Origin of the sequence: Dermacoccus sp. BD5 (assembly GCF_044878485.1) — a bacterium.
Taxonomy (GTDB): Bacteria; Actinomycetota; Actinomycetes; order Actinomycetales; family Dermatophilaceae; genus Dermacoccus; species Dermacoccus nishinomiyaensis.
The window spans coordinates 67,149-86,433 of record NZ_JANJER010000004.1 but is presented as its reverse complement, the minus strand read 5'-3'; the positions used below and the strand labels follow the sequence as shown (position 1 = coordinate 86,433).

Below are 19,285 nucleotides of genomic sequence, written 5' to 3'. Positions count from 1 at the left end.
CGATCTACGTCCTCATCTGCGATTTTCGTTCACCTTCGTGAAGGTGGACGAAAATCGCAGAAGGGGACAGGAATCGCAGAGGGGTCAGCTCATCGCGAACATCTCGAGGTGGGTCTTGACGACGATGACGCGCGGGCCGTTGACATCGGCGGCGAACGTCGCGCGCAGGGCGTCGGTCAACTCGCCGTAGCCGACCTCGTCACCCACAGCCACCTCTTGAGCCTCGACACCGAACGACTCCGCCAAGGCGACGAAGTCTGGTCGTGCCAGTTCGGTGTGCGTCGCCTGGCCGAACGTCGCCTCCATGTACTCGCGCAGGATGCCGTAGCCGCCGTCGTCGACGATGAGCCACGTGACGGGGATGCCGTGTTGCACGGCCGTCGCGAGTTCGGCGATCGAGTACATCGACGAGCCGTCACCAGCGACGGCGACGACGCGCTCGTGCCCGCCGACGGAGAACGCCGCGTCGACGTCCGTCAGCTTCGCGCCGCGCTTCTCCGCGAGCGCGACGGCGCCGCCGAGCGCGGCCGGGAACGCGAACCCGAGCCCGCCGGCGCCCTGACCCGAGTGGAAGCCACCGGAGCGGCCGTCCCAGCAGTTCCAGGCCCAGTAGGCGGCGATCGTCATGTCCCAGAACGTCGGCACCTCGTCGGGGATGCCGGCGCGGATGGCGTCCATGAACGCGCGCTCGTGGGCGAGAACCTGACCGTCGAGCCGGGCGACGATCGCCTTGCGCACTTCGGCAGCACGCTCGGCTCCCGACGCGCGCCCCGCGGGCGCCTCTGCCGGGAACGCCGCGACGAACGCATCGAGCGCCGCCTTCGCGTCGCACGCGATGCCGAGCGCGGGGTGGTTCGACTCGAGCACGCGCGGCTCGGCGTCGACGTGGATGAGCTTGCCGGCGGGCTTCAGCGTGAAGTAGTTCGACGTCACCTCACCGAGCGAGGTGCCGACCGCGAGCAGGACGTCGGCGTCCGCGAGGAGGTCGGTGACGGCGCGGTCCTCGACCCACGACCCCATCGACAACGCGTGATCGACCGGAAAACCCGAGTTGCCACCCGGCGAGCAGACGACGGGTGCGTCGAGCTTCTCCGCCAGGGCGAGCAGCGCCCTCTCGGCGCCGGCGCGGCGCACGCCACCACCAGCGACGATGGCAGGGCGCTTCGCGCCCGCGAGCAACTTCACTGCAGCCCAGACGAGTTCGGGGCGCGGCCCCTCCGGCGTCGGCGCCGAGACGGCCGTGCGGATCGGCGGGATCTCCGTCTTCGCAAGCAGCACGTCCTGCGGCACCTCGACCCACACGGGCCCGCGCGGATACGTCATCGCCTCGACCCACGCCGACTCGATGGCCGTCGGGATGGCGGCGTGGTGCGTCACCGTGCGCTGCGACTTCGTCACGTCGATGGCGGCGCGGCGCTGCTCGTCGAGCTGGTGCAGCATGCCGCGACGCGCGCCGCCGAGGCCCGAGACGGGCACCTGCGAGGCGACGACGACCATCGGCACGCTCGTCGCGTACGCCTCCTGCAGCCCGGGCAGCGCCGTCAGGGCACCCGGCCCGGTCGACAGGAACAGCGCGGCCGGCTTGCCTGAGACGCGCGAGTAGCCGTCGGCCGCGAAGGCTGCGTTGTTCTCGACGCGCGAGCTCATGAAGTGCAGCCCCGAGCGGCGCAGCGCGTCGAACAGGCCCAGCGCGTGCTGACCGGGAATGCCGAACACCGTCGTCGTGCCGAGCGCTTCGAGCGTCTCGACGACGAGGTCGCCACCGTTGCGGATCTTCTCGCCCTCGCCCGCCGGCGCGACGGCTTCGGGCTCGGGGTGACGGATCTGCTCGCTCACCGCTGGGCCCCGTACACCGTGCCGGACTCGCCGTACGCGGGCCCGCCGGGCGCGGCGTCCGCACCGAGCGCGAGCAGCGACATGTACTCGTAGACGACGTTGGCGGCCGCCAGGCCCGTCAGCTCGGCGTGGTCGTAGGGCGGTGCGACCTCGACGACGTCGGCGCCGATGAGGTTCGTGCCGCGCAGGCCGCGCAGGATCTCGAGCAGCTCACGCGACGTCAGACCGCCCGGCTCGGGGGTGCCGGTGCCCGGCGCGTGCGCGGGGTCGAGCACGTCGATGTCGAGCGAGACGTACAGCGGACGGTCGCCGACGCGCTCGCGCAGGAACCCGACGACCTCGTCGACGCCCATGCGCATGACGTCGTTGCTCGTCACGACACCGAAGCCGAAGCGCGCGTCGTCCTCGAGGTCCTGCGTGCCGTACAGCGGGCCGCGCGTGCCGACGTGGCAGACGCCGGAGGAGTCGATGAGGCCCTCCTCGAACGCGCGGCGGAACGGCGTGCCGTGCGTGTACTCGGCGCCGAAGTAGGTGTCCCACGTGTCGAGGTGCGCGTCGAAGTGCAGCAGCGCGACGGGGCCGTGCTTCTTCGCGTGCGCGCGCAGCAGCGGCAGGGCGAGGGTGTGGTCGCCGCCGATCGTGATGAGCGAGGTGCCCTCGTCGACGAACTGACGTGCACCCTCCTCCGCTTCCTTCAGCGCCGACTCGATGTCGAACGGGTTGAGCGCGATGTCACCGGCATCGGCAATCTGCATCTGCGCGAACGGCGACACGGACTGCGCCGGGTTGAACGGGCGCAGCAGACGCGAGCTCTCGCGCACGTGCGTCGCGCCGAAACGCGCACCGGGGCGGTAGGAGACGCCGGTGTCGAACGGCATGCCGACGACGGCGACGTCGGCCTTCGAGACGTCCTCGATGCGCGGCAGGCGCGCGAACGTGCCGAGGCCGGCGTACCGCGGCGTGAGGGCGGCATTGACGGGCCCGACGTTGCCGCCGGCCTCGATGCGGGGGTGATCCATCTCGTCCTCTTCCTCTTCCGACGAGGCCCGCGCACGCCCGGTGCGAGCACCCCGTCGAGCCGTCGAACGGCCACTCATCAGGTCACGATCAGATTAACGGACGTGTTTACCAATGCGAATCTCTCGTTTGTCACGAGTCGATCTCGTATATTCATACGGTTCACCGTGGACTCATGCCAGAGCCATGCCACCCGGATCCAAGGAGGCCCTCGTGGACCTCAACCTCGTGATCGTCGTCCTCTACCTCGTCGCGATGCTCGGCTTCGGGTTCTGGGGCCGCTCGCGCACCCAGAACTCCAGCGACTACCTCGTCGCCGGCCGCCGCCTCGGCACCTTCCTCTACACCGGCACGATGGCGGCCGTCGTCCTCGGTGGCGCCTCCACGGTCGGCGGGGTCGGCCTCGGCTACAAGATGGGGTTGTCGGGCATGTGGCTCGTCGTCGCCATCGGCGTCGGCGTGCTCCTGCTGTCGCTGCTGTTCGCCGGCACCATCTCGAAGCTGCGCGTCTACACCGTCAGCGACATGCTGAAACTGCGCTACGGCAGCAAGAGCGCCGCGGGCGCGTCCAGCATCGTCATGATGCTGTACACGATGTTCCTCGTCGTCACCTCGACCGGCGCGTACGCCACCGTCCTGCACGTGCTGACGGGCCTCGACAGCTGGATCTGCATCGCCATCGGCGGCGCCGTCGTGCTCGTGTACTCCGTCATCGGCGGCATGTGGTCGATCACCCTGGCCGACCAGGTGCAGTTCATCATCAAGACGATCGGCATCTTTGCGCTCATGCTGCCGTTCGTGCTCGTCAAGGCCGACGGTTTCTCCGGCATCCGCGAGCGCCTGGGCGACGACTACTTCGCCATCGCCGGCGGCAAGGTCGGCGCCGACACGCAGACGATCATCACGTGGTTCGTCGTCTACATGTTCGGCATGCTCATCGGCCAGGACATCTGGCAGCGCGTCTTCACCGCGCGCACCCCGAAGGTAGCGCGTCTCGGCGGCACCATGGCCGGTGTCTACTGCATCCTCTACGGCGCGGCCGGCGCGATCATCGGCATGGGCGCGCACGCCGTCCTCGGCGACGGCATCAAGGCGAAGAACGACGTCTACGCCGAGGTCGCCGACAAGATCCTGCCCGTCGGCATCGGCGGTCTCGTGCTCGCCGCCGCCGTCGCGGCGATGATGTCGACGGCGTCCGGCGCGCTCATCGCGTGCGCGACGGTGGCCCGCAACGACGTCGTCCCGTTCCTGACGGGCCGTGCCCGCGCGGTCGACGACGTCGCCGTCGACGCCTACAGCGACCACGACGCCCTGAAGAGCACAGGCTCGCACGCCGCGAACGATGATGCGTCCGACCCGCACAGTGAGAAGAACATCCGCGAGAACCGCGCGTTCGTCCTCGGCCTCGGCGTGCTGACGGTGCTCATCTCGATCCTCATGGCGCGCCTCGACAACGGCGGCGACCTCGTCGTCGCGTCGCTGACGGTGGCGTACGACATCCTCGTCGGCGGCCTGCTCGTCGCCATCCTCGGCGGTTTCGTGTGGAAACGCGCCAACGGCACGGGCGCCGCGATCTCGATGCTCGTCGGCACGCTCGTCACCGTGGCCGGGATGGTCTACCAGGCGAACAAGCTCGGCGACACCCTGAGCGGCATCCTCGCCAATGAGCCGATCTACTACGGCCTCATCGCCTCGCTCGTCACGTTCGTCGTCGCTTCCCTCGCGACGCCGAAGACGGACGACGCGGTGCGCGCCGAGTGGGACGCCCGCGTCCACCGCCCCGCCGACGTCGAACTCGACGCCACGCCGACCGCACGCTGAGGCACTTGCCCGCCGCGGCTTGACGATGCCGCCGTCCGCTCGCACGCTGGAGCGGACGGCGGCATCGGCGTCCCTGCTGAGTCACGACGCGCCCCATCGCGCCCCGAAGACCGCCCACCTCACGAGGAGACCGCATGAGCACCCCCGATCAGCGCGAGCAGCCCACCCCCGACGAGGCTTCCGCGGCCACGGCACCAGCCGTCCCGAAAGCGGACGACCTCGACGCCCTCGCCGCGCAGCTGAGCGGCACGCTCGTCACCGACCCCGACGTCGTCGACGCCGCGAGCCGTGACCGCTCCCCCGTCGAAGAGGTGGGTGCGGCCATCGCGCTCGTGCGCGCGACGTGCCGTGACGACGTCGTCGCGACGATGCGGTGGGCGAACGAGCGTGGCGTGCCCGTCATCACGCGGGGTGCGGGCACCGGGCTGTCGGGTGGCGCGAACGCGATCGACGGGTGCCTCGTGCTCGATGTCTCCCGCATGAACGCGATCAAGACCATCAACCCTGCCGAGCGCATCGCCGTCGTCGAACCGGGTGTGCTCAACGGCGATCTGTCGGACGCCGTGCGTGAGCAGGGCCTGTTCTATCCCCCGGACCCGGGCTCGTGGCGCATCTCCTCGATCGGCGGCAACGTCGCGACGAACGCCGGGGGCCTGTGCTGCGTCAAGTACGGGGTGACGAAGAAGTTCGTGCGTGCGCTCGAGGTCGTGCTGGCCGACGGCAGCGTCATGCGCACCGGCACTCCGACGGCGAAGGGCGTCGCGGGGTACGACCTCACGGGCCTCATCGTCGGGTCGGAGGGCACACTCGGTGTCGTCACGGAGGTGACGCTCGCTCTCGTCCCGGCGCCTGACGACGAACTGGTCGCCGTCGCACTGTTCGACTCGGCGTCGCGTGCGTGCGAGGTGGCGGCAACCTACCTCGAGGCCGGTGGGCGCCCGTCGATGCTGGAGTTCATGGACGGCCCGACGCTCGCCGCGGTGCAGCGCATGGCCGATCTCGGCTTCGACGAGTCCGTCGACGGCATGCTCATCGTCGGGTGTGACGACGCCACACGTCAGGACGTCGAGTTCGCGGCGTTCTCGCGCCTCGCCGAGGAGGCCGGCGCGGAGGTGTTCGTCGCCGAATCCGTCGCGGAGTCACTGCAGTTCACCGCTGCGCGGCGCCTCGTCGGCAACGCGTTCGAGGCGATGGGCCGCGACCTCGTCGACGACGTCTGCGTGCCTCTGCGACGCACCGGCGAACTCGTCGACGGCGTGCGGGCGCTCGGCAAGAAGCACCGCATACGCGTCGCGACGGCGGGCCACCTCGGCGACGGCAACATGCACCCCGCCGTGCTCTACTCCCCCGGCGACGCTCCCGAGGCCGTGGACGAGAAGCGTCGCGCTTACGCCGCGTTCGAGGAGATCATGCAGCTCGGCCTCGATCTCGGCGGCACCATCACCGGTGAGCACGGCGTCGGGCGCCTCAAGGCGAGCGTGCTGCCCGTCGAGCTCGGCGAGACGAACACGCGCATCCAGCGCGAACTGCGGCGCGTCTTCGACCCGAATGGGACCCTCAACCCGGGTGTGAACCTTGCGAGCGATCACTCTTGATATCGAGCGCGCGCAGCATCCGCAGCTACCTCGAAGCCGTCGGTGGCACCCTCGTCATCGAGTACGTCGAGGGTGACAACCACGTGCAGGTGGCCTGAGCCCCGTCAACGCGCGACGGGGATGAGGGTGAAGATGACGACGCTCTCGCCGTCGGCGGCGTTGCGCCAGGTGTGTGGTTCGCGGCCGGGGAAGGTGAGGGTGTCGCCGGCGTCGAGTCGGTGCGTGGCGTCGTGCAGCGTCACGTCGAGCGCGCCGGAGACGACGTGCCAGATCTCGAGCTCGCAGTCGATGGCGTACGGTTCGGCCTCACCGGCCCCGCCGGGTTGGATGACGGCGCGCAGCATCTGCACGGAACGTTCCTGACGACCCGTGACGAGGCGCTCGTCGATGCCCGTGCCGCCCATGTCGACGACCGGCGCGTCGGCAAGCTTGATGAGCGACGTGCGGGGTGCCTCGAAGAGCGAGCCGACCTCGATCTGCAGCACCTGGCACAGCGTCACGAGAGAGGCGACGGACGGCGACGTGAGGTCGCGTTCGACGCGGCTGAGAAACCCCTTCGTCATGCCGGCGAGCTGCGCGGCCTGCTCGAGGGTGTAGCGGCGCGCCAGCCGGGCGTTGCGCAGCCGGGCGCCGATGGCGACGTTCTCACGCACCCCTTGCACTGGTAGTGACTTCACGCCAGCTCCCCCTTGGTTGTATTGCGGTAAACCCTACGCCGGATCTCACCGCTCTCCCCAGAAAAGCCGTCAGAGTCCATTTTTGCCGTCAGTCCAGGGCGATGGGGCCGTAGTCGCCGAGCAGCTCCCCTGGCCCGGGGTTTTCCGGAGACGAACTTCCGCCGAGGTGACGGACCACACCCCACACCGCGTTGAGGCCGGTCTGGACGGCCCCCTCGGCCCAACCGGCCGTCCACGAGATGTCGTCGCCGGCGAGGAAGATACCGCGCTGGTGCTCCGGCAGCTCGTCCTGGGCGAAGTGGGTGAACAGCCGCTGCTGATACCGGTAGTGCCCCGGCAGGTTGGCCTTGAACGCGCCCATGAAGTTGGGGTCGGATTCCCACGAGACGGTGATCGGCTGACCGATGATGTGGCTCGCGATGTCGACGTCCGGGTAGATCTGGGCGAGCGAGTGCAGCATGAGCTCGACGCGCTCGTCGGCATCGAGCGCGAGCCACTTGAGCGCGTCGTCGTTCCACGTGTACGACAGCAGGATGACGGCGGGCCGGTCCGGGCCGTCGTCGAGCAGGTAGGTGGCGCGGTTGAGGCGGTCGGTGAGGGTCATCGACATGACGTCACGGCCTGTGGCGGGGTCGACGTCCTTCCAGAACGGGCGATCGACCATGACGAACGTCTTCGAACTGCTCATGTAGTGGCTGCGCTCGATCGCCATCCACATCTGCGGGCTGAACAGCGCCTCCTCGGTCGTGATGCGCGTCGACAGCAACCACGACTGGCACGTCGTGACGAGCGCCGGGTACGTCGCCTTGCGCCCCCATCGCTCGGTGACCTCGAGGTCGCGGCTCTCATGACGCCGGATGGCGGCGACGGCGCCGCGCGGCGCCCCGTCGTGCAGGCTCGCCAGGGTGGTGCCGGCCGGCCAATGGGCGAGCTTCTCGGGCGCGTGCGACCACAACGCCTCGGGCAACTTCTGCGCTCCGCCGAGGATGCGGCGGTGCTGATCGTCGGCGTCGGTGTAGACGACGCGCAGGATCTCGAGGATGGAGTTCGGGAAGTCCGTGTCCCAGCCACCCGTGCCGAAACCGACCTGACCGAACGCCTCACGCGCCGCGAAACCGGCCTTCTTGAACGATTCGGAGGCGGCGATGAAGCCGTAGAACGTCTGCTCGTCCATCGTCGGCACGAGCTCGTTCCAGATCTGCTTGATGCGCTTCGTGTCACGAGCGCGGATGGCGTCCTGCATCTCGGTGAAGCGCGCGCCGTCGTCGACGGCGGCCTTCCACGCGTCCGCGACGTCGCGGAAGAACTGCGGCAGTTCGTCGGGCGTGCGCGCGTAGTGCGCCTCGCCGCCGAGCTCGATGACGGTGCTCGGCGTGACGTCCGACAGCGGGTTCGGGAACGCCTCCGTCTCGAGGCCCATCGCGTCGATGTAGTGGTAGAGCGCGCGGCCGGAGACGGGGAAACGCATGCCCCCGAGGTCGGCGACGACGTCCGGGGCGGCGCTGAAACTGTCGGTGCGCAACCGGCCACCGATGCGGTCGGCCTCGTGGACGACGGGCTTGAGGCCCAGCTTCATCAGCTCGTACGCGGTGATGAGGCCTGACAGGCCGGCGCCGACGACGGCGACCTCGGTGCCGTACATCTCCTCCGGCACGCTGCCGAGGCCCGCGGGGTGGGTGAGGTATTCGTCGTAGCTGAACGGGAAGTCGGGGTTGAGCATCGTGACGGGCGCATCGCCCGCGTGCTCGGCGCGATCGTGCGGGAACTCGGTGACAGCGGTCATCGCGGGGTGTCTCCTTCTCGGAGTGGATGGTCGGGGTCGAGGTCGTCTTCGAGGTGACGCTCATAGGTCGCCTGGTCGAGCGTGGCGAGGCGGGAGTGACGGCGGCCGTAGCCGAGGTAGACGGCGATGCCGACGGCCATCCACACGCCGAACACGATCCACGTCGAGGAACTGAGGTTGGCCATGAGGTAGAGACAGATGAGCGCGCCGGCGGCCGGCAGCAGCGGGTACAGCGGCACCGTGAATGCGCGCGGCAGCTTCGGGTTGCGCACGCGCAGATAGATGACGGCGACGTTGACGAGGGCGAACGCGAACAGCGTGCCGATGCTCGTCGCGTCGGCCAACTCACCGAGCGGGATGAGGCCCGCCGTCACCGCGACGACGCCGCCGACGATCCGGGTGCTGCGCACCGGCGTGGCCGTCTGCGGGGAGATGACGCCGAAGACGCGCGGCACGAGGCCGTCGCGCGACATCGACAACAGGATGCGGATCTGGCCGAACAGCACCGTCAGTACGACGCTGAAGATGGCGAGCACCGACGTCACCGCGAAGATGAACGCGACCCACGAGGCCCCCGTGATCTCACGCATGATCTGCACGAGCGGCGCCTCGCGACCGTCGAACCAGTGCCACTCGCGGGCTCCGATGGCGGCGACGGCGACCGCGACGTACAGCACCGTCACGATGATCATGGACAGCAGGATCGAGCGCGGCAGATCCCGCTTCGGATCGCGCGCCTCCTCACCGGCCGTGGATGCGGCGTCGAAACCGATGTACGAGAAGAACACGGTGCTCGCGGCGGCGGAGACGCCCGCGGCACCCATCGGGGCCAGCGGTGCGAAGTTGCCCGCCTTGAACGCAGTGAACGCGACTGCGCAGAAGAAGACGAGGATGGCGATCTTCAGCACGGCGATGATCGTGTTGACGCGCGCACTCTCCCGCGCGCCGCGTGCGAGCAGGGCCGTCGCGAGCAGGACGACGAGGGCTGCGGGGACGTTGACGACGCCGCCCGCCCCGGGTGGGTTCGCGACGGCCTCGGGCAGGCTCAGGCCGAACGAGTCGAGCGTTTCGTTGACGTACTGACCCGCCCCGACGGCGACGGCCGCGACGCTCACCGCGTACTCGAGGACGAGACACCACCCGCACACCCACGCGAGGCCCTCACCCATCGTCGCGTAGGTGTAGCTGTAGCTCGACCCGGCGACGGGCACGAGGCCCGCCATCTCGGCGTAGGAGAACGCCGACAGCAGCGCGGCGACGCCTGCGATGACGAACGAGATCCAGATCGCCGGGCCAGCCTCGGGCACCGTCTCACCGAGGACGACGAGGATGCCGGTGCCGAGCGTCGCCCCGACCGAGATCATCGTCAGCTGCAGGACACCGAAACTGCGGTGCAGGCTGCGCCCGTCGGAGGTCGCCTCGGCCTGCGCGAGCGTCAGCCCGATCGGCTTGCGCCGCAGGAGCTGGGCACCGATCGGCAGTCGCGTGCGCGCCTGCTCGTCGAGCGATGAGGACACGGGGCACCTCTCGAAGGGGTCTGTGGGCCAGACCACGATGTCACACATCGCCGAGTTGTTTCGTGTTGGGAAACGGGTGTGCGTCGACGTGGCGAGAGGTGAAGACGAGCGTTCGGGCTGGATGCGAATGGTCTGCCGCTCGTGGTCAGTCATGCCGCTCGATCTTGCTCGCCGACGCGGGCACGCCGAGGTGCTGTGGCTGACGTCAGCGCCAGGACGCGTAGGTGTCGCGGCGCAGCTTGGCCAGGTAGGGGACGGCGTCACGGGCAGCAGCGACATCGTCGCGGGTGATGTCGGCGATGAGGAGTTCGGCGCCGTCGCCGCCCTGGGCGAGGAGGCCGCCGTCAGGCCCGACGATGACGCTGCCGCCGCCGAACGTGAGCCCGTCCTCGACGCCGACGTGGTTCGCATAGGCGAGGCCGACGCCGTTCTCGAGGGCACGAGCCCGCACGAGCACCTGGGGGACGTCGTCGAACCCGGCGGTGAGCGCGGTCGGGACGAGAACGACGTCGGCGCCCGCGAGCGCCGCGGCGCGCGTCATCTCGGGGTATTCGACGTCGAAGCAGATGATGACGCTCACCCGCATCCCGGCGAGTTCGACGGTGGTGGGGGCGTCTGTTCCGGGGCTGAAGGCGGCGGCTTCGTCGTCGTCGAACAGGTTGACCTTGCGGTAATGCAGGACCGGGCGGCCGTCGGTGTCGAACAGCGTGGCGGCGATGTGTCGAGCAGTCTCGCCGGGCGCGCCGCCACCGCGGGCGGCGGGAGTGTCGGCCGTCGCGATCTCGGGATGGCTCGCGAGGACGGCGATACCGTGACGCGCCGCGGTGGCGGCGAGGGCGCTCGCGATGTCGGTCTGCTGGGTGGGGTCGACGGCGTGCAACCGCTTCGGGGCGTAGCCGGCGAGGAAGAGTTCGGGGGTGACGAGGACGTCAGCACGGCGCGCGGCAGCTTCACCAGCGCGAGCGTCGATGATGGCGAGGTTGGCGTCGACGTCACCGACGACGGCCTTGTCCTGCATGACGGCGATGCGCATGACGTCGAGGATGGCAGATGCGACGGCACTCGAGGCCCGATCCGACCACCACGCCCCCGCGCGGCGACCGTGCGACCCGCCTGCCCCCTCTGCGATTTTCGTCCACATTCGCGATTCTCATCCCCATCTGCGAATCCCGTCCCCTTCGCGATTCACCGTCACATCGGCGATTTCCGTCCACTTTCGGCTCGTGTCAGGCCCCCTGACGGCCGCACCAGCACCGCCGAGTTGGATGCGCCCCTGCGTCGCGGCAGGATCGTCAGCATGAGTTCTCGGCCTGACGACGCCCGCCCCGTCTACCTCGATCACAACGGCACGACGCCCGTCGCGCCGGAGGTCGCCGAAGCGATGTGGCCGTATCTCACCGAGCACTGCGGCAACCCGTCGAGCGCGACGGCGGCAGGGCGCCTGGCCCGCCGTGCCGTCGACGATGCGCGCGAGCACGTCGCTGCGCTCATCGGTGCGTCGGCGGACGAGGTGACGTTCACCTCCGGCGGCACGGAGGCGAACAACCTCGCCATCCGCGGCGTGACGGCGGCGCTTCGCCGCGCTGGCGCGTCGCCCGCGGCCGACGTGAGTTCGACCGTCGTGACGTCGGCGGTGGAGCACCCGGCGACGTCGGCGCCCATGACGCTTCTCGCGGGCGAGGGCTGGGACGTCGTGACGCTGCCGGTGACGCGAGCCGGCCACGTCGACCTCGCACCCCTGCCGCGCGACCATGTGGCCTTTGGCTCGATCATCCTCGCGCAGAACGAGACCGGGGCGATTCAACCCGTCCGTGAGTTCGCCGCGAGCGTGCACGCGGCGGGCGGTCTCGTCCACACCGACGCGGCGCAGGCTGTCGGGAAGATCGGCGTCGACGCCGACGACCTCGGCGTCGATCTGCTCAGCCTTGCCGGCCACAAGCTGTACGCCCCCAAGGCCGTCGGCGCGCTGTACGTCAGGCGTGGCACGCGGATCGAGCCCCTCGTCGTCGGCGCGGGCCAGGAGCGCGGGCTGCGTCCGGGGACGGAGAACGTCGCCAGCATCGTCGGCCTCGGGCGGGCCGCGCAGCTCGCACTCTCGCGCCTCGCCGACGATGCCGCGCGCATGATGAGCCTGCGTGACGAGCTGTGGCGCCGCCTCTCGACGGCCGTGCCCGGCCTCGTTCGCCTCAGCCCCGCGCAGAACTGTCTGCCGAACACGCTGATGATCTCCCAGCCGGGGCGCCTCGGGCGCGAGGTGCTCGAGGCAGCGCCTGACGTCGAAGCATCCACCGGCAGCGCGTGTCACGCTGGAATCGACTCCCCCGCAACGACACTGGTCGCCATGGGGTGCGACGACGGCGTCTCGCTCGGCGCGATTCGCCTGACGCTCGGGCGCGCCACGACGTCCGCCGACATCGACCGCGCCGCGACGAGCCTCGTCGCGGCGTTTCGCCACGTCGCCTGACGAGCGCCGGACCGCCGACGAACATGACCAAGAATCGCGGATGGGGACGCAGATCGCAGAGGTGCATACGGGGCCGGCGCTCACCGCGTGAGGCACGATGGTGGGGTGAGTGATTTCTCCCGCAACCCTGAACTCAACCGCCTGGTCGCGATCGACGGGCTCCTGAGCGACGACGAGCGCGACGTCCAGGCCCTCGTCCGACGCTTCTGTGACGACCACGTGCGTCCGAATCTGCCGACCTGGTACGACGAGGCGAGCGTTCCGGCGCGTGAGCTCGCGAAGGGGCTCGGCGAGCTCGGGCTGCTCGGCATGCACCTCGACGGCTACGGGTGCGCCGGCTCGAGCGCGACCGCGTACGGCATGGCGTGTCACGAGCTCGAGGCGGCCGATTCGGGCATCCGCTCGCTCGTCAGCGTGCAGGGCAGCCTCGCGATGTTCGCGATCTGGCGCTGGGGCAGCGAGGAGCAGAAGACCGAGTGGCTGCCGCGGATGGCGGCGGGCGACGCCGTCGGATGCTTCGGCCTGACCGAGCCCGACTTCGGTTCCGACCCGGCCGGCATGCGCACCCACGCCAAGCGCGACGGCGACGACTGGGTGCTCAACGGCACGAAGATGTGGATCACGAACGGCACGATCGCCGACGTCGCCGTCGTCTGGGCGCAGACCGACGACAAGATCCGCGGCTTCGTCGTGCCGACGGACACCGCCGGTTTCGAGGCGCGCGAGATCACGAAGAAGATGTCGCTGCGTGCGTCGGTGACGGCCGAGCTGTCGCTCACCGACGTGCGCCTGCCCGCTGATGCCGTCTTCCCCGAGGTGCGCGGGCTCAAGGGGCCGTTGTCGTGCCTGTCGGAGGCGCGCTTCGGCATCGTCTTCGGTGCGATGGGCGCCGCCCGCGATTCGCTCGAGACGGCGCTGGACTACGCCGCGTCCCGCCAGGTGTTCGGCAAGCCGCTCAGCGGCTACCAGCTGACGCAGGGCAAGCTCGCCGACATGACGCTCGAGGTCTCCAAGGGCATGCTCCTCGCGCTGCACCTGGGGCGCCTCAAGGACGGCGCGGGCGTGAGCCCCGAGCAGATCAGCCTCGGCAAGCTCAACAACTGCCGCGAGGCCATCGCCATCGCGCGCGAGTGCCGCACGATCCTCGGCGCCAACGGCATCTCGACGGAGTACTCCCCCATCCGTCACGCCGGAAACCTCGAGTCGGTCATGACGTACGAGGGCACGAGCGAGGTGCACCAACTCGTCCTCGGCAATGCCCTGACGGGTCAGTCGGCGTTCCGCTGAGCCCATCCGCCAGAGCCTCCGAGACGACGGCGGCTGCCTTAGCGATCACGGCGGGTAGCGACCTGAGAAACCTGCGCCTTGCCAGCCTGGCGGCATGGCGACCCTGACGATCCACGACGTCTCGGATGACGTGTTGAGGTCATTGGAACATCAGGCCGACGCCGCGGGGCTCAGTCTGAATGACTACCTCGTGGCATGCCTGACTCTCGTCGCACATCAGCCGCCGCCTGATGACAGGCCATCGCGTCTCGACCACTCGGAGCACGTTGACCAAACCGAGACCCTGGCAACGCTCACCGACGAGGACGCGATGCGCGACATCACTGAAGGCGATGATGCCTACGCCCACGGGGACGTCCGAGGTGAGGACGCCGTGCGCGCTCTGCGCCTCCAGGACCGCACGTGAGCCACTCACTTGCCGGGTGCTTCGCGGGCTCACGGCCCAGGCTTCACCAGCCGAATCAGCCGTAGCTCGTCGGACCGGCGAGCGGGAAGGCCGCTCGCACGTCACCCCGCGTTGGCACCGGTCGAGTAATAGCCGTTCGCGTAGAAGGGCACGAGGGCGAAGGAGATCGCCTCGTCGACCTGCCGTTGCAACGATCCGGGCTCGCGGTCGGCGAAAGCGACTGCCACGGATTCGTCCGTGAACGGCGACCGGGACAGCAGTTCATCCCCGATTCCTGCCGCGCCCAGCACCGCGAGGACGGCGTCGTCATCGTGCGTGGTGGCGTCGTCGAAAAGCAACGCGCGTGACGCATCGACGATCTCTCGCCGTAGAGGCGTCGTCGTGAACGAGAATCGCGGCTTGCGGCGGAGCCCGTGCCGCGTCATCCTCGCCATCCCCTGGTCCACGAGGCTCATGCCGACGTGTTCCCACGCACCCGGATAGAGCGCGTCGATGACGAAGCGCGCCTGTGTCGGCTCGCGCACCTCCTCCAGACGGCTCGCCGCCCATCCCAGCAGGCCCTCGGGCGCAGCCTTGACGGTTCGGCGGATCCGGTCGCCCGGCCACTCGATCAGGGCCGCGGACCGCAGATCGAGCATCAACCCGGCCGTGACGCACACCTGTGCCCCGGTGACCCTTGGCAGTCCTCGATCATCCAAGCTCATGATCCACAGACGTTCGCTGATCAGCACCTGATCAGTATCGCGCGTCCGCGATCACGACTCAGCTCAGCGGGTCGAGGATGCGCTTCAAGAACGCCTGGGTGCGCGCCTCGCGCGGGTGGTCGATGACCTGTGACGGCTCGCCGCGTTCGACGATGACGCCGCCGTCCATGAACAGCACCTGATCAGCGACGTCACGCGCGAACGCGATCTCGTGGGTGACGACGATCATCGTGCGGCCCTCGTCGGCGAGTTCGCGCATGACGCTCAGCACTCCCCCGACGAGTTCGGGGTCGAGCGCTGACGTCGGCTCATCGAAGAGCAGCAGCTCGGGCGCGAGGGCCAGAGCGCGTGCGATGCCGACGCGCTGCTGCTGCCCACCCGAGAGTTGGTAGGGGTACTTGTCGGCCTGGTCGTCGAGACCCACCTTCGCGAGAAGCTCATGCCCCCGCGCGTCGGCGTCGGCCTTCGCGACGCCCTGCACGACGATTGGGCCTTCGGTGACGTTCTCGAGCACGCTCTTGTGCGGAAACAGGTTGTGCTGCTGGAACACCATCCCCGTCTTCGCCCGCAGCGCACCGACACGCTTGGCGGCGTCACCCTTGGCTCGACCGTCACGCCCAAGCGGGACGTCGACGTAGTCGACCTCGGCGTCCCCGATGCGGACGACGCCCGCGTCAGGCAGGTCGAGCGCATTGAGCGAACGCAGCACCGTCGTCTTGCCCGAACCCGACGGGCCGAGCAGCACCGTCACCGACCCCGACGGCACGGTGAAGTCGACGCCGCGAAGCACCTCGAGCGAGCCGAACGACTTCGTCAAACCACGGACGTCGACGAGGGCGTCACGGGCGTCAGACAGGCCGGCGCCTGCAGACGCAGCTCCCGCCGACGCAGCACCCACAGACGGGGCGCCCGCCGATGCACCGTCGGTCGTCGAACCGCCGCTCGTCGAACCGGAGACAGGGGTGGAACCGTGAGTCGTCATCGTGCGATGTGCCTTCCGAGTCGGTCTTCGAGGCGGGTCTGCACGAGGCTGAGCACGAAGCAGATGACCCAGTAGATGAGCGCCGCCGTCGCGTACAGCTCGATGAACTTGCCCGACGGCGCTGCCGCGACCTGCGATTCGTGGAACATCTCGCTCACACCGATGGTCGCTGCCAGTGACGTGTCCTTGACGAGCGAGATGAGCGTGTTCGACAGCGGCGGCACGGCGACGCGCGAGGCCTGCGGCAGGATGATCCGCTTGAGCGCCGTCGAGCGGTTCATTCCGATCGTCTCGGCGGCCTCCCACTGCCCCTTGGGCACCGACAGGATCGCCGAGCGGATGATCTCCGCGGCATACGCAGCGACGTTGAGGGCCAGGGCCACGGCCGCGGAGATCCACGGGCTGAGCTTGAATCCGAGCTGCGGCAGGCCGAAGAAGATGAGGAACAACTGCACGAGCAGCGGTGTGCCGCGGAAGATGGAGACGAACGCGCGCGCGAGCCAGGAGATCGCGGCGTTCGAGCTCAACCGGGCGAGCGCGACACCGAGGGCCAGCACGAGCCCGACGACGAACGAGACCGCCGCGAGCGGGATCGTCACCTTGATCGTCGCGAGCAGCATCGGCCCGATGTTCCCCTTGATGACGCTCCATGACGACTCGCCCGTGGCCTTCGTCGTGAAGTACTTGTCGTAGAGCTTCTTCGACGTGCCGTCGTCGTTCATCTGGGCGATCGTCTTCGACACCGCGTCAGTGAGGTGCGTGTTCTTGCGCGCCGCGAACACGGACTCGCTCTTGTCGTTCGTCGTCAGGGCGATCTTGAGGCCCGAGTCGGGGTGCGTCGCGAGGTAGTACTTGACGGCGAGCTCATCGTTGACGAATGCGTCGACCCGGCCGTTCTGCAGCATGGCGGCGGCCTTGTCCATGCCCTCGACGGGGACGATGCTTGCGCCGGCCTTCTTCGCCGTCTCGGCCCAGTCGGACGTGATGTTCTGCGCCGACTTCTTGCCCTTGAGGTCGCTCAGCTCTTTGACGGAGCTGTCGTTCTTCTTCGTGACGACGACACCCGTCGTCGTGACGTACGGCGTGCTCAGGTCGTACTGAGCACGACGCTCGTCCGTGGCGGAGACCTCGTTGGCGATGAGATCGATGCGCCCGGAGTTGAGGCCGGCGAACATCGAATCCCATGGGGTCTCGACGAACTGCACCTTGACGCCGAGACGCTTGGCGACCTCGCGGAAGTAATCGACGTCGTAGCCCGTCAGGTCACCGCCCTTGTTAAAGCTGAACGGAGGGTAGACACCCTCCGTGCCGACCTTGATCGTGTCGGGCAGCTTGTCGTCGGCCTTCGTGACGGCAGGCGCCTGCTGCGCGGCGGCGGTGTTCATCGTCAGGCCACCGAGGAGCAGGGCTGCGACGAAGCTGAGGATCGCGACGAGGACGCTTCGGGCTCGCAGCACCCCGAAACGGTCACGGTTGGGCGTCTTCACGAGAGTCGAGATTACGCCCCGATTCAACAATCTCCTATTTGATGTCGCCTAACTCACCGTTATGCGTCGACGGCGCCTACCGCTTGTGAGCGACCCACCGGCGCCCCACTTCCAGACGGCCTAGCGCGGCGCCCCTCGCGCGGCCACCGGCACCGTCGGAGAACTGCAAGAATCGCAGCATGACGCGACGTGTGCTGGGCGAGCTGGACCGATCGAAGCTCCTCAACGAACTGGAGCTGATGCCCGGGCCCGAGAAGCGCCGCATCGACGCCGCCACCGGCGCCGGCCGCATACTCGACGACCCTCATGAGCGCGACATCCAACGCGCCCGCGTCGCGCAGCTGCCGTGGGCGCGAGCACTGGCCGCCTTCGCCTTCACCGGGCTTGCCCTGATGCCCTGCTCCGACGTCGTCGATGGCCGTCGTTCGTGGTGGGACTGGCTCGCGGCCGCCTTCTTCACCGTCAATGCCGTCTTCTGGATTCGGCGCTGGTGGCTCATGCACCGGCTCGGTCGGCGACTCGACGCCATCGACGCGACCGGCCTCACGCTTGCGCGTAGCGCCCCACCCCGACGAGCATCTCGGCGATCTGCAGGGCGTTGAGCGCGGCGCCCTTGCGGATGTTGTCGCCGCACACGATGAAGTCGAGCGTGTGCGGGTTGCTCTCGACCTGACGCACGCGCCCGACCCAGACGGGGTCGGTGCCGACGGCGTCGGCGGGCGTCGGCCAGTCGGTGCCGTTCTCGTCGGGCATGACGATCGCGCCGTTCGCGCCCTCGACGATGGCGCGGCGCGCGTCGTCGGGCTTGACCTTCTTGTCGAAGCTGACGTGCAGCGTCGACATGTGCGTCGTGACGATCGGCACCTGCACGCACGTGACGGCGACGCGCAGCTGCGGCAGCGCGAGCACGTCACGCAGTTCGTGCGCGATGTCGTTCTCCTCGCTCGACCAGCCGCCGCCGACGTGCTCACCCACCCAGGGCACGACATTGCTGACGATCGGGGCCGGAAACGGTGAGTCGTCGGGCAGATCGGCGACGTAGCGGCGGACGTCACCGGGCATCTGGCCGATGCGCGGGTGGCCGGTGAGCGCCGATACCTCTTCATAGAGACGCTCCGCGCCCCGCTTGCCCGCGCCGGTGACGGCCTGCATCGACGTCGCCGTCACGTGGGTGAGGCTCCAGTGCTCGTGCAGCGTCGCGAGGACGGGAAGCATGACGATCGCGGGGCCCGACGGCATCGCGACCATGCCGCGGGGGTGCTCGAACGCCGCAGCCGCGTTGACCTCGGGCACGACGAGTGGGACGTCGTCGTCATCACGGAACGCGGCGGAGGTGTCGACGACGAGGCAGTCGGACGCCGTCGCGAACGGCGCCCACTTCGCCGACACGTCTGCGGGCGTCGCGAAGATGGCGACGTCGACACCGGCGAAGCTCTCACTGTCGAGGGGCTCGACCTCGAGTTCGTCGACGCCGAACAGCATCCTGCGTCCGACGGATCGGTCGGAGCCGAAGAGACGCACGTCGTCCCACGCGTCCGCGCGCGTCGCGAGGACGTCGATCACCGCCTGGCCGACGAGCCCCGTGGGGCCGACGACAGCGAGGACTGGCCGTTCGGGCTGGTTCGCAGTCACGTTCCGAGCATAGGCGCCGGCACCGACGACGAACCGGTCCGCCTGCCCGGTTGACGCCAGATCGACTGGAAACTCAC

16 protein-coding genes and 1 pseudogene are annotated in these 19,285 nt (G+C 69.1%); 6 read left to right on the top strand and 11 right to left on the bottom strand.

Features of this window, described 5'->3' with window-relative positions:
• Nucleotides 1–84 precede the first annotated feature (84 nt).
• Nucleotides 85–1,836: a thiamine pyrophosphate-binding protein gene (locus NQ706_RS04815; protein WP_081873750.1), complete on the bottom strand. Its 1,752-nt coding sequence runs from the start codon at nt 1,834–1,836 to the stop codon at nt 85–87.
• Nucleotides 1,833–2,855, bottom strand: a complete 1,023-nt coding sequence (gene speB / locus NQ706_RS04810) for an agmatinase (RefSeq protein ID WP_006947199.1) — start codon at nt 2,853–2,855, stop codon at nt 1,833–1,835. Before speB ends, NQ706_RS04815 begins: the two co-directional genes overlap by 4 nt.
• 253 nt (nt 2,856–3,108) lie before the next feature.
• Here speB and NQ706_RS04805 point away from each other — a divergent pair, with 253 nt between their 5' ends.
• Both NQ706_RS04805 and NQ706_RS04800 read left to right on the top strand, forming a co-directional pair.
• The gene (locus NQ706_RS04805) at nt 3,109–4,674 is read left to right on the top strand and encodes a sodium:solute symporter (RefSeq protein WP_376783766.1); all 1,566 of its coding nucleotides are present in this window, start codon (nt 3,109–3,111) and stop codon (nt 4,672–4,674) included.
• Between the two features lie 134 nt (nt 4,675–4,808).
• Nucleotides 4,809–6,269: an FAD-binding oxidoreductase gene (locus NQ706_RS04800; protein WP_081873751.1), complete on the top strand. Its 1,461-nt coding sequence runs from the start codon at nt 4,809–4,811 to the stop codon at nt 6,267–6,269.
• Nucleotides 6,270–6,373: 104 nt separating this feature from the next.
• Here NQ706_RS04800 and NQ706_RS04795 read toward each other — a convergent pair whose 3' ends face one another.
• The 4 genes from NQ706_RS04795 to NQ706_RS04780 form a co-directional block, all read right to left on the bottom strand.
• Complete coding sequence (locus tag NQ706_RS04795; RefSeq protein WP_038569617.1) at nt 6,374–6,946, bottom strand: helix-turn-helix domain-containing protein; 573 nt, start codon at nt 6,944–6,946, stop codon at nt 6,374–6,376.
• An 88-nt stretch (nt 6,947–7,034) separates the two neighbouring features.
• Complete coding sequence (locus NQ706_RS04790; protein ID WP_038569619.1) at nt 7,035–8,729, bottom strand: NAD(P)/FAD-dependent oxidoreductase; 1,695 nt, start codon at nt 8,727–8,729, stop codon at nt 7,035–7,037.
• Nucleotides 8,726–10,246 carry an APC family permease gene (locus NQ706_RS04785; RefSeq protein ID WP_038571792.1) on the bottom strand — a complete coding sequence of 507 codons (1,521 nt, stop codon included), beginning with the start codon at nt 10,244–10,246 and terminating at the stop codon, nt 8,726–8,728. Before NQ706_RS04785 ends, NQ706_RS04790 begins: the two co-directional genes overlap by 4 nt.
• Before the next feature lie 205 nt (nt 10,247–10,451).
• Nucleotides 10,452–11,279, bottom strand: a complete 828-nt coding sequence (locus NQ706_RS04780) for a nitrilase-related carbon-nitrogen hydrolase (protein ID WP_404360486.1) — start codon at nt 11,277–11,279, stop codon at nt 10,452–10,454.
• Nucleotides 11,280–11,543: 264 nt separating this feature from the next.
• Between NQ706_RS04780 and NQ706_RS04775 the strand changes: the two genes are divergently transcribed.
• The 3 genes from NQ706_RS04775 to NQ706_RS04765 all read left to right on the top strand — a co-directional run bounded on the left by NQ706_RS04775 (nt 11,544) and on the right by NQ706_RS04765 (nt 14,403).
• Nucleotides 11,544–12,710: a cysteine desulfurase family protein gene (locus tag NQ706_RS04775; protein WP_038569621.1), complete on the top strand. Its 1,167-nt coding sequence runs from the start codon at nt 11,544–11,546 to the stop codon at nt 12,708–12,710.
• A 105-nt stretch (nt 12,711–12,815) separates the two neighbouring features.
• A complete protein-coding gene (locus NQ706_RS04770) occupies nt 12,816–13,997 on the top strand; it encodes an acyl-CoA dehydrogenase family protein (protein WP_038569623.1) in 1,182 nt (393 codons plus the stop codon).
• A gap of 94 nt (nt 13,998–14,091) precedes the next feature.
• Nucleotides 14,092–14,403 carry a FitA-like ribbon-helix-helix domain-containing protein gene (locus NQ706_RS04765; protein ID WP_038569625.1) on the top strand — a complete coding sequence of 104 codons (312 nt, stop codon included), beginning with the start codon at nt 14,092–14,094 and terminating at the stop codon, nt 14,401–14,403.
• A 101-nt stretch (nt 14,404–14,504) separates the two neighbouring features.
• Here the strand turns inward: NQ706_RS04765 and NQ706_RS04760 are convergent, their stop codons facing one another.
• The 4 genes and pseudogenes from NQ706_RS04760 to NQ706_RS04745 form a co-directional block, all read right to left on the bottom strand.
• Complete coding sequence (locus NQ706_RS04760) at nt 14,505–15,134, bottom strand: GPP34 family phosphoprotein (RefSeq protein WP_081873752.1); 630 nt, start codon at nt 15,132–15,134, stop codon at nt 14,505–14,507.
• 31 nt (nt 15,135–15,165) lie between these two features.
• Nucleotides 15,166–16,089 carry an amino acid ABC transporter ATP-binding protein gene (locus tag NQ706_RS04755; protein ID WP_235181951.1) on the bottom strand — a complete coding sequence of 308 codons (924 nt, stop codon included), beginning with the start codon at nt 16,087–16,089 and terminating at the stop codon, nt 15,166–15,168.
• On the bottom strand, nt 16,086–16,709 hold the full coding sequence (locus tag NQ706_RS04750; protein ID WP_051806469.1) for an amino acid ABC transporter permease: 624 nt from the start codon (nt 16,707–16,709) through the stop codon (nt 16,086–16,088). Before NQ706_RS04750 ends, NQ706_RS04755 begins: the two co-directional genes overlap by 4 nt.
• A gap of 66 nt (nt 16,710–16,775) precedes the next feature.
• Nucleotides 16,776–17,474 (bottom strand): annotated as a pseudogene (locus NQ706_RS04745) (transporter substrate-binding domain-containing protein); the annotation flags it as partial.
• 281 nt (nt 17,475–17,755) lie between these two features.
• Between NQ706_RS04745 and NQ706_RS04740 the strand changes: the two are divergent.
• Nucleotides 17,756–18,178, top strand: a complete 423-nt coding sequence (locus tag NQ706_RS04740; RefSeq protein WP_150112805.1) for a hypothetical protein — start codon at nt 17,756–17,758, stop codon at nt 18,176–18,178.
• Here NQ706_RS04740 and NQ706_RS04735 read toward each other — a convergent pair.
• The gene (locus NQ706_RS04735) at nt 18,120–19,208 is read right to left on the bottom strand and encodes an aspartate-semialdehyde dehydrogenase (protein ID WP_038569636.1); all 1,089 of its coding nucleotides are present in this window, start codon (nt 19,206–19,208) and stop codon (nt 18,120–18,122) included. The two genes, NQ706_RS04740 and NQ706_RS04735, sit on opposite strands and share 59 nt — an antisense overlap.
• Nucleotides 19,209–19,285 lie beyond the last annotated feature (77 nt).